Genomic DNA, 10720 nt, shown 5'->3' with positions numbered 1-10720 from the left:
GGTGCATGGTAGAAGCCGATCGGACGGTTCAGAACGCCCCCTGAGCGCAAAATGAATTTGCACCTTTGGTTCTTGCTCGCCTTCAGCTTGCGTGAGGCGACCGACAATGTCGTGGATGGCACGGAGCATGTGCCGTTGAACGAACGGCATTTATACAACAGCAAACCATTCAGTGGAGTGGTCTGGTTTGGGCATGATTGCGTTGATTGTGCGGATTATGTTCAAATATCACTCTTTCCATTGTATGGAAGCCTCACTCCATGTCCTCATACCCCTATCTGGCCCACTGGAAAGAGGAGATCGATCGGAGCCCGAACGCCATTTATCTGACGATCGCGGATGCTCTGGCACTTTCCATCCGCAAGGGCGACCTGCGGGAAGGAGACAGGCTGCCGCCACAGCGAACAATCGCAGAGTATCTTGACGCCAATCTGACGACCGTGACCCGTGCGTTTACCGAGGCGCGGCGGCGCGGCCTGATTGATGCGACGGTCGGCCGGGGCACCTTTGTACGTGTCGGCGCGGGAGAAAGCCACTGGCGTCATACGGGGCCGGCCGTGGTCGATCTGACCATGAACCTGCCGCCCATCCCCCAGGACCCGCCCCTTCAGCGCATTATCCAGAGCGACATTACGACCATCCTCAAGCAGCAGGACCTGAACAGTCTGATGTCCTATCGGGTAACGGGCGGCACACTGGAAGAACGCCAACTTGGCGCGAAATGGATCGCACCCGTCATCGGACAGCGGCGCACAGATGAAATCCTTGTCTCACCCGGTGCGCAGAGCGCGCTTGCGGCGATTGTCAGCACCCACACGCAACCCGGTGATGTCATTGTCACCGACCGTATCGCCTATCCGGGTATCCGGACCATCGCAGCGCAGTTCGATCTCATTCTGGTGGGTGTGGACAGCGATATGGAAGGCATGATGCCGGACCAGTTGGATCGGGTCTGCGCCGAACATCATCCCCGGATGCTCTACTGCATCCCGACCATCCACAATCCCACCACGGCCACGATGTCTCTGCAAAGACGTAAGGATATCCTGAAAGTTGCCCAGCGCCATCATCTGCATATTGCTGAGGACGACCCTTACAGCCTTCTGATGGACAATCCGCTGCCTGCGCTGGCGGCCCTTGATCATAGTCGTGTCAGTTACGTGGCGACCCTTGCCAAAACGCTCAGTCCGGGCCTGCGCACGGCGTATGTCGCCCTGCCCAACACGGACATGACCCGACGTGTTACGGCGGCGATCCGGGCGATTGCGCTCACCAATGCCGGTCTGCTCAGCGCGCTGACGGCGCGATGGATGCAGACCGAGCAGGCGCATACGATCCTCCATGCCATCCAGAAGGAACTGCGCCTGCGCCAGTCCATTGCCCGCAAGATTCTCGGAGAAGGGCACTGCATGAATCCCGACGGACCGCATGTCTGGCTGAAACTGCCGGACTGGTGGGGGAGTGCGGATTTCGTGGCCTATGCCCGCAGGCGGGGGCTGGCGCTGGTGCCCAGCACCGTTTTTGCTATCAACGGCGAGCCCCCGCAGCGCGCACGGATCGCCCTGGGCAGTGCACCTGACGCCGCAAGCCTTGAGGAATCCCTGCATGGGGTGCTGTCGGTCCTGCAGCACAAGCGTTCCCCTGGTTTTGCCGATATTGTGTGACCTGACAGCACGATCAGGAATGGTCGGAATCGCCTGATTCCCAGAGGCTATTCGCGAGCGACTGAAAAACAAAATCGCTTTCGGTTCACGAATGCGTGAAATAAATATCCTTACAAAACAAAGTGGTATTCAATTTATTCCCGATTGTCTTGCCTGTTAATATTTTTTGTATGGATCTGTCTTGGGTGGAAACAGGTCTGTCATGCACTTTGCGTCGTTTGTCATGCATAGATCAGACATACAATATTTTGTCTCCCCGTCATCCCGTGCGACGTTCGTCTCGGCACAGCGGTCAGCTTCGGCTTCTCGTCGGAGACCGCAGCACACGGGAGATATACCATGTCGAAAGTCGAACACGCTCCACATAAAGATGGCGACTGTTTCGTCAATTATGAAAACAAGGTCTTTGAGGACGTCAAAGCCAAGCCCGGCGAAAAAGCCCTTATCACCTTCCATACTGTCGCCAATGAAGGATCGGTTGGGTTCGTAAATCTTCTGCAGGCCACACGTCTGATCCGCAAAGGCTTCGAGACGTCGGTGCTGCTGTATGGACCGGGTGTGACGCTTGGCGTGCAGCGCGGCTTTCCCCGTCTGGGTGACGAGGCTTTCCCGGGGCACATGAACTGCAACAAGCAGATCGCGAAAATCCTTGAAGAAGGCGGAAAGGTTTATGCCTGCCGCTTCGCGCTTCAGGCTCTCTACGGCTATGGCGAGCAGAATCTGATCCCCGGCATCACGCCCATCAATCCGCAGGACGTGCTCGACATCATCCTGCTGGCCCGCCGCGACAACGCCTTCATCCTCAATACCTGGACTCTCTGAAGGCCCAAGGGAGGACCGCAAGCCATGTCCCGTATCGTTCGCGCCGCAGCCATCCAGATCAGCCCCGTCCTTGGTGACGATGGTCTGGGGACTGCCCGGAAAGTCTGTCAGGCCATCCGTGATGCCGCCGAAAAAGGCGTGAAGCTGGCGGTCTTTCCCGAAACCTTCGTGCCCTATTATCCCTATTTCTCATTTATCCAGCCCGCTTTCCGCTTCGGCGGAGAGCATCTGGAGCTCTACGAACGCGCTGTCGTCATCCCTGGCCCGGTAACCGACATGGTGGCTGAGGCCGCCCGCGACACCGGCATGGTCGTGGTGCTGGGCGTGAACGAGCGCGACTTCGGCACGCTCTACAACACGCAGATCATCTTCGATGCGACAGGCGAGATTCTTCTCAAGCGTCGCAAGATCACGCCCACCTACCATGAGCGCATGGTCTGGGGGCAGGGTGATGGTTCGGGGCTGATAGTTGTTGAAAGTTCGGCTGGGCGCATCGGGGCACTGGCCTGCTGGGAGCATTATAATCCACTCGCCCGTTACGCGCTGATGACGCAGCACGAGGAAATCCATTGCGCGCAGTTCCCCGGCTCGCTGGTGGGCCAGATCTTCGCCGACCAGATGGAAGTCACCATCCGGCATCATGCGCTTGAATCCGGCTGCTTTGTCGTGAACGCCACAGGCTGGCTCACGGAAGATCAGATCAGGGATATAGCGCGCGATCCCGCGCTGGAAGGACCGCTGCGTGGCGGATGTTTCACCGCCATCGTCTCGCCCGAAGGCAAGCTGCTGGGCACGCCGCTGACGGAAGGCGAGGGCATGGTGATCGCCGATCTCGACTTTGCACTGATCACCAAGCGCAAGCGGATGATGGATTCCGTGGGGCATTACGCACGCCCGGAATTGCTCAGCCTGCTGCAGGACCGGCGGCCCGCACGCACGGTGCATTATGTTGGTGAGCACGGAGCAACTGGGCCGGTTGGTCCCTCCAATGACGAGGTTGCGTCATGACTGTTCCGACACTCGGCACGCTTTCCGGCCGCAAGCTCGTCACCGATCTGCAATCCTTCGGGCTTCAGATCGGCGAGCAGACGGGGGGCATCGCCCGCAAGGGCGGAGCCGGCCCTTCCGACCACAAGACGATCACCATCGCGGGTCAGACCGTCATGGTCCCGGTCTATACATCGGGCGCGCGACACTCTCCTTTTCAGGCCAGTCCGCCTGACCAGAGTGGGGCCAGCACTCTTCTGCGTGATGGTCAGACGCTGGGCACGATCCATTTTCCGAGGGCACCGCGCTTTTACGGACTGAGCACGGCGGACGGCATTCCTTACTGGAAGATCGCCCTGCTGCATGGCCGTGACACTCTGGCGACCACGGTGCACCAGACCTGCATCCGCTATGCCGACCGGCGCACCTCCTGTCAGTTCTGCGCCATCGGCCAGTCGCTGGAGGCCGATCGCACCATTGCCTACAAGACACCCGCGCAGCTTGCCGAGGTTGCCAAAGCCGCCGTGGAACTGGACGGCGTGCGGGATATGGTACTGACAACGGGCACGCCCAACGTAATTGATCGGGGTGCTGCGGTGCTGGCGGAATCAGCCCGTGCCATCCGGGCCGCAGTAGACCTGCCACTTCAGGTCCAGTGCGAGCCGCCGCGCGATCACGGCTGGTTCCAGCGCTTACGGGATGCGGGGGCTGACAGTCTGGGCATGCATCTTGAAGCCGCAACACAGGCCGTGCGTGAGAAGATCATGCCCGGCAAGGCCACAGTCAGCGTCGATCGCTATATAGACGCTTTTGCGTCCGCCGTGCCGATCTTCGGACGTGGGCAGGTCAATACTTACATTCTCGCGGGTCTTGGTGACAGTGCCGAAGACATGCTGGCCCTGGCCGAACGCCTGATTGCGCTCGGGGTCTATCCCTTTGTGGTGCCGTTCGTGCCCATCTCCGGCACACCACTGGAAAATCACGCGCCGCCTTCAGCCGATTTCATGAAGTCCGTTCTGGCGCCGCTTGGTCGGATGCTGCGTGAAGCGAACATGAAATCCACCGACATCCGGGCCGGGTGTGGGCGGTGTGGCGCCTGTTCCTCGCTTTCGGCGTACGAACAATGAGCACAATCCTCGAAGGCGTGGAAGACCGGCCGTTCATTCCTACGGAATATGTCGTGCGTCTTGCCCGCACGCCGTGGGAACGCACCGGTTATCACGCGCTGCGCCGCGAAGTGTTCTGCACCGAACAGCGTGTTTTTGTGGACGATGACCGGGATACAATCGACGCGGTTGCCATTCCCATCATCGCGGCCTGCTGCATGGCGGGAATGCCGGATCGGGTTGTGGGCGCGGTACGTATCCATGAAGCCGAGCCCGGTGTCTGGCGTGGATCCCGTCTGGCGGTCCATGCCGATCATCGCAAGCTCGGACGGATCGGGGCGGAACTTATCCGTATGGCGGTCAGCACAGCGCACGGGCTCGGGGCCACACGGTTCCTCGCGCAGGTGCAGGAACAGAATGTACTGTTTTTCCGCCGCCTGCACTGGAAGAGTCTCGGGGTCATTACGCTGCATGACCTGCCTCATCACGATATGGAAGCCGATCTTTCGCGCTATCCGGCGCACGGTCAGGATCAGACATGGCTGCTGCGTCCGCAACCCCGGATACGGCAGGTGGCATGATGGCAGATCAACTCGCTACATTGCTGCGTACGTTGCGTCACGGTCGTGCCGTTGCGGGAAAGCAGGACATCGCCGACGCCGCTGCGATCCTGAAACCTGCAAACTCCGATGCCATCCGTCTTGGCGATGACTGCGCCGCGATCCCGGATGGCGATGGCTACCTCCTGCTGGCCAGCGAGGGCTTTCAGGACAGCTTTGTCCGCTCAATGCCGTGGTTTGCCGGGTATTGCGGCGTGATGGTCAATGTCAGTGACATCGCGGCCATGGGAGGCCGTCCCGTGGCCGTGGTGGATGCGTTGTGGAGCGATACGTCCGAGGCGGCCACGTCCATTCTGACCGGTCTGCAGGAAGGCGCGCGCACCTATGGCGTGCCGGTTGTCGGCGGCCATACCAACATGCGCAGCACCCATAACTCGCTGTCGGTGGCGATCCTCGGTCGTGCCCGTCATCTGCTGACTAGCTTCGATGCGCAGCCGGGCGAGGTTCTGATCGCCGCCATCGACCTGCGCGGTCGCTGGCATGATCCGCACCCGTTCTGGGATGCCAGTTCCGCGCTGTGCGGCACCGAAGGAGCGGTCCGGCTGCGTGGTGACATTGAACTGCTGCCCACTATTGCTGAAGACGGCCTGAGCCGTGCTGCGAAGGACATCAGTATGGCCGGCCTGCTGGGGACGGCCCTCATGCTGGCCGAATGTTCAGGCGTCGGCATGACCATCGCGCTTGATAACATTCCGCGCCCCGATGACGCGCCTATGGAGCGCTGGCTCTCCGCATTCCCGAGCTATGGCTACCTGCTCACGGCGCGCCCCGAAGATGCTGAAGCGATCATGACCCGGTTTCGTGGACGTGATATTGCAGCCTCTGTCATCGGTCAGTGTGACAGCACGCAACGGCTGGATGTCACATGGGCGGACGAGAAAGAGACCTTCTGGGATCTCGCCCGGACGCCACTCATGGGATTTGCGCCATGAGTCTGTCCATTGGAATTCTGACCCATTCAACCAATCCGCGCGGCGGTGTGGTGCACGGCATGGCGCTGGCGGAAGCTCTGTGTGATGCGGGCCATGACGCAACGCTGATTGCGCCGGACGTGAAAGGAGCCGGTTTCTTCCGTACGCCCCGCTGCGCCACAAGCTGCATCCCGGCCGCGTCTGTGTCTGACCTGCCAACGCTGGTAGAGCGTCGCATCGGCGAGATCAGGGACGCACTGCGCGGGCAGCATTTTGACGTACTGCATGCGCAGGACCCGATCAGCGCCAATGCGCTGGCCGAACTGGTGGAAGAAGGGTGGATACCGGGCTTTGCCCGCACGGTCCACCATCTGGACCGCTTCTCTCATCCCGGTGTCGCGGCCCGCCAGACACGAGGGCTGACGGCTGCGACCGAACTCTTCACGGTCAGTCAGCTCTGGGAGGACACGCTCCTCACCGATTACGGACGGCATGCGCCTGTGGTGGGGAATGGTGTCGATCTGACAAGGTTTTTTCCGGAGCCCGGTCTGCGCGATCAGGAACTTCGCGCACGGTATGGGCTTCCATGGAACGCACGTCTCGTGCTGTCGGTCGGCGGGATCGAGCGTCGTAAGAACACGCTTGCTCTGCTCGAAGCTTTTGAGATGCTGTATCGGGAGCACTCGGATCTGCATCTTGTGATAGCCGGGGGTGCATCCCTGCTGGATCACTCCGACTATCGCTGTCTCTTCGAGGAGCGCATGCGGGCCCGCTGCCTTGCGGATGCGGTGACCGTCACGGGAACAGTTGCGGATGAGGATATGCCGGCATTCTACCGGCAGTCTTCGGTCCTGGCTTATCCTTCAAGGACGGAAGGCTTCGGCCTGTGCCCGCTTGAGGCCCTGGCCTGCGGGATCCCGGTGGTGGTTCCGGCCGCACCGCCCTTCACGGAGCATCTTCATAGTCTCGAGGCATTCTGGTGCCAGCCGGAACACCCCGAAACACTTGTCTGCGCGTTGCGCGACGCTCTGAGCGTCCGGAGTCCGGCCCGTTTCCAGGTCAGCGGCCCCGCAACGGCCCGGCGTTTCGACTGGCGCAGCGTCGCCAGTCGGCATCTCCCCGCATACCGGCGTCTCGCGGCGCTGCCGCACGCTGGCGTCCCTGCTTCAGGAGTTTTGTCATCATGCCCGAAATGACCTTTCGCGTGCGCTGGCCCGATGGGAGGGAGAGCGACTGCTACTCCCCGTCGCTGGTCATAAGGGACCATTTCACGCCCGGTCAGGATTATCCGGTCCGGGAGTTCCTTGAAAAGGCGGACACGGCCCTGACGGAAGCCAGTGAGCGGGTTCGTGCGCGCTACGGCTTCCCGTGCAGCCGCGCCCTTGGCCAGCTGCACGCCATTCGACAGGCCGGTACGCCCTTCCTCAATCGACCCGATGCGCAGGTGCGCGTCCTGTCTTTCAGATCCTGAGACGAAAAGAACGACCATGACACAGAACGAAAAAACCATTCCCGTCATCATCGTGGGTGGCGGACAGGCCGGGCTCTCCATGAGCTGGTATCTCTGCCGCGAGAAGGTGGAGCACATTGTTTTTGAGGCGAAAACGGCCTGTCATTCATGGGACGATGAACGCTGGGACAATTTCTGCCTGGTCACACCGAACTGGCAATGCGAACTCCCTGGCCATCCCTACAAAGGGAGCGATCCTCACGGATTCATGGTGAAGCAGGAAATCATTGACTACGTCAAAGGGTTTGTTAACTCGTTCAATCCACCGCTGCGTGAACACACGGCTGTTACCTCCATCACGCGCCATGAATCTGGCGGCTATCGCGTGGTGGCCGCTGGAGAGACATGGCACGCAAAGCATGTGGTCATTGCATCGGGAGCGTATCAGGACGCGGTGATCCCCGGTTACGCCAGCGCGATCGATCCATCAATCTCTCAGGTCCACTCGCAGGATTATCGCAATGCCGCGCAGCTTCCGGACGGCGCGGTTCTGGTCGTGGGCAGCGGTCAGTCCGGTGCGCAGATCGTCGAGGATCTGTTTCTTGAAAAACGCAAGGTTCATCTCTGTGTCGGTTCCGCCCCGCGTGTCTCGCGCTTCTACCGTGGCCGCGATGTCGTGGACTGGCTTGCGGACATGCACTTCTACGATCTTACGGTGGATAATCACCCTCTGCGTGACGGCGCACGCGACAAGACCAATCATTATGTCACCGGCCGAAATGGAGGCCATGATCTTGATCTGCGCAAGTTTGCGAAGGAGGGCGTGGGCCTGCATGGCACGCTGGAGACAATCCGTGACGAGGTCGCGCACTTCGCGCCGGATCTTGCGGAAAACCTTGATGATGCGGACAAGACCAATGCCGATATCAAGAAATCCATCGACGCTTATATCGCCCGTGAAGGAATCAGCGCTCCGACCGAGACGTCCTACGTGCCCGTCTGGGAGCCTGATGGCAGCAACGCGCCGCTCGACCTGAAGGCCGCAGGCATCACCTCGATCGTCTGGTGCATTGGCTTCCGGCCCAACTATCGCTGGATCGACGTGCCGGTCTTCAACGGAGCCAATAAGCCGGTCTGGCATCGCGGCGTGACCGACGCGCCGGGATTCTACTTCCTCGGTCTGCCCTGGCTGCACACATGGGGATCGGGACGGTTCTCCGGTGTCTCGCGTGACGCCGCGTGGCTGGCCAGCCAGATCACCGGCAAAGATGTGCCCGTAGCCTGAACGGAGTAAAGCGCCATGCTTCCATGGACGACATACGAGGCGATGTATGATGCGGCGTTGAGTCAGCCAGATCAGTTCTGGCTGGCTGCGGCGCAGCGCGTCACATGGAAGCAGACGCCTGTGACCGCATGCAGGACGCGGACGGATGGCTGGCATGACTGGTTTCCCGACGCCATGCTCAACACCTGCCACAACGCCGTGGACCGGCATGTTGAAAATGGTCGCGGCGGGCAGGCAGCATTGATCTGGCATTCCTGCGCCACCAGGGAACGGCAGGTGGTCACCTACCGGGAATTGCTGGGCAGAGTAGCCGGGTTTGCCGGTGGTCTGCGCTCACTCGGGGTGGAAAAAGGCGACCGTGTTCTGATCGTCATGCCGACCATGATCGAAACAGCCATCGCCATGCTGGCCTGTGCGCGGATCGGGGCGGTGCATGTGGTGGTTTTTGCCGGTTACGGCGGGCCTGAACTGGCGCGCCGGATTGATGACGTGGCGCCGAAAGTCATCATCATCGCCAGTTGCAGCTTTCAGGGCCAGACTGCAATCCCATCCGCACCTGCCCTGAATGAGGCGCTGGACAAAGCGACGCATAGACCACAGGCCTGCGTGATCGTGCAGCGCAAAGCCTGTCCGGCCTCACTTCTGCCGGTGCGCGATCATGATTTCCACATGCTGGAGCAGTCCGCGCCAGCAGAGCCGGTCATACTGCGCTCCCAAGATCCCCTGTATATTCTTCATACATCCGGAACGACGGGTCATGCGAAAGGCATTGTGCGTGACAATGGCGGACATGCCGTGGCCCTCGCCTTATCCATGGATCTGATCTACGGCTGCAAACCCGGTGACACCTTCTTCACGACATCGGATCTGGGTTGGGTGGTTGGCCATTCATACGGCGTCTATGCGCCGCTGATCAGCGGTTGCTCCAGCGTAATCGTGGAAGGGGGTGCATCAGCTTCTGCCATCCGCGCGCTCTGTCATGAGCACGCGGTGAAATGCCTGTTCACGACGCCCACCCAGATGCGGTTGATGCGGCAGGAAAGCCGTCATCTGTCTGGGGCGATACTGCCCGCGCTGGAGCGCATCTTCGTGGCCGGGGAGTATGCGGACCCAACCTTGCTGGATTGGGCTAGGTCGTATTTTCGCAAACCCGTTGTCAATCACTGGTGGCAGACCGAAACCGGGTGGAGCATCACCGCTCATTTCTTTGGCCTGCCCGAGTGTGAACCGGTTTCGCTCATGAACGACATCGGGCGGCCTGCACCGGGATTCCGTCCGGCCATAGTGTCGTCCATGCCGGGTGAACAGTCCGGCGAGATTGTTCTCTCCCTACCGCTGCCGCCTGGCTGTCTGGCGGGTGTCTGGAAGGGCAGGGCGATCCGTGCTCCTGCAGCGTATCTTGATGAAACACGCAGGCATTATCGCACCTTCGATGAAGGCATGATCGAAGCCAATCGCGCCGTGCATATGCTCGGACGTTCCGATGATGTGATCAAGGTCGCGGGCCGGAGGATTTCGGGCGTGCAGATCGAAAAGATCATCGCCGCCCATCCTGCTGTTCATGCGTGTGCCGTGGTGGCAATGCCCGATGAACTGAGAGGGCAGCGGCCTGTCGCCTATGTGGTTCCTGATTCCGGGGTGAAATGGGTGCTTTCTTCCGAGGAAATCGTTGCACGGGTCAATGAAGTCCTCGGGCGCTGGATTGGTCTGAAGGAGGTCCGCTTCGTCAGGCATCTGCCGACCACCGTATCGGGCAAGATCACACGCAAACGCCTGCTGGTGTCCTGATGTTATCGGTGTCGGACCCGGTTACGTTTGCAGGCTCAGGACCTGGAGGGATCGAAGAACCGTTGATTGGTTCCCCTTTTGCCTGAT

The 10720-nt window shown here is 60.5% G+C and carries 10 protein-coding genes; all 10 read left to right on the top strand.

Annotated features, from left to right (window positions below; translation table 11 throughout):
- Nucleotides 1-260 precede the first annotated feature (260 nt).
- The 10 genes from GVI59_RS17775 to GVI59_RS17730 all read left to right on the top strand — a co-directional run bounded on the left by GVI59_RS17775 (nt 261) and on the right by GVI59_RS17730 (nt 10633).
- Nucleotides 261-1664: an aminotransferase-like domain-containing protein gene (locus GVI59_RS17775; protein ID WP_173575391.1), complete on the top strand. Its 1404-nt coding sequence runs from the start codon at nt 261-263 to the stop codon at nt 1662-1664.
- A gap of 339 nt (nt 1665-2003) precedes the next feature.
- Nucleotides 2004-2486, top strand: a complete 483-nt coding sequence (locus GVI59_RS17770; protein WP_173575390.1) for an MSMEG_0572/Sll0783 family nitrogen starvation response protein — start codon at nt 2004-2006, stop codon at nt 2484-2486.
- A 24-nt stretch (nt 2487-2510) separates the two neighbouring features.
- Nucleotides 2511-3494: a Nit6803 family nitrilase gene (locus GVI59_RS17765; protein WP_173575389.1), complete on the top strand. Its 984-nt coding sequence runs from the start codon at nt 2511-2513 to the stop codon at nt 3492-3494.
- Nucleotides 3491-4600, top strand: a complete 1110-nt coding sequence (locus tag GVI59_RS17760) for an MSMEG_0568 family radical SAM protein (protein WP_173575388.1) — start codon at nt 3491-3493, stop codon at nt 4598-4600. Before GVI59_RS17765 ends, GVI59_RS17760 begins: the two co-directional genes overlap by 4 nt.
- Nucleotides 4597-5160: an MSMEG_0567/Sll0786 family nitrogen starvation N-acetyltransferase gene (locus tag GVI59_RS17755; protein ID WP_173575387.1), complete on the top strand. Its 564-nt coding sequence runs from the start codon at nt 4597-4599 to the stop codon at nt 5158-5160. Before GVI59_RS17760 ends, GVI59_RS17755 begins: the two co-directional genes overlap by 4 nt.
- The gene (locus GVI59_RS17750) at nt 5157-6131 is read left to right on the top strand and encodes a sll0787 family AIR synthase-like protein (protein WP_173575392.1); all 975 of its coding nucleotides are present in this window, start codon (nt 5157-5159) and stop codon (nt 6129-6131) included. Before GVI59_RS17755 ends, GVI59_RS17750 begins: the two co-directional genes overlap by 4 nt.
- The gene (locus GVI59_RS17745; RefSeq protein ID WP_173575386.1) at nt 6128-7306 is read left to right on the top strand and encodes an MSMEG_0565 family glycosyltransferase; all 1179 of its coding nucleotides are present in this window, start codon (nt 6128-6130) and stop codon (nt 7304-7306) included. The genes GVI59_RS17750 and GVI59_RS17745 overlap by 4 nt, the downstream gene beginning before the upstream one ends.
- Nucleotides 7294-7581: an MSMEG_0570 family nitrogen starvation response protein gene (locus GVI59_RS17740; RefSeq protein WP_173575385.1), complete on the top strand. Its 288-nt coding sequence runs from the start codon at nt 7294-7296 to the stop codon at nt 7579-7581. The genes GVI59_RS17745 and GVI59_RS17740 overlap by 13 nt, the downstream gene beginning before the upstream one ends.
- A gap of 16 nt (nt 7582-7597) precedes the next feature.
- Nucleotides 7598-8845, top strand: coding sequence for an MSMEG_0569 family flavin-dependent oxidoreductase (locus GVI59_RS17735; protein ID WP_173575384.1), 1248 nt, complete (start codon nt 7598-7600; stop codon nt 8843-8845).
- Between the two features lie 15 nt (nt 8846-8860).
- Nucleotides 8861-10633 carry an AMP-binding protein gene (locus GVI59_RS17730; protein ID WP_173575383.1) on the top strand — a complete coding sequence of 591 codons (1773 nt, stop codon included), beginning with the start codon at nt 8861-8863 and terminating at the stop codon, nt 10631-10633.
- Nucleotides 10634-10720 lie beyond the last annotated feature (87 nt).

Origin of the sequence: Acetobacter sicerae (assembly GCF_011516765.1) — a bacterium.
In the GTDB taxonomy this organism is placed as follows: domain Bacteria; phylum Pseudomonadota; class Alphaproteobacteria; order Acetobacterales; family Acetobacteraceae; genus Acetobacter; species Acetobacter sicerae.
The sequence above is the reverse complement of the archived record's forward strand: the minus strand, read 5'-3'. Positions and strand labels throughout refer to the sequence as shown.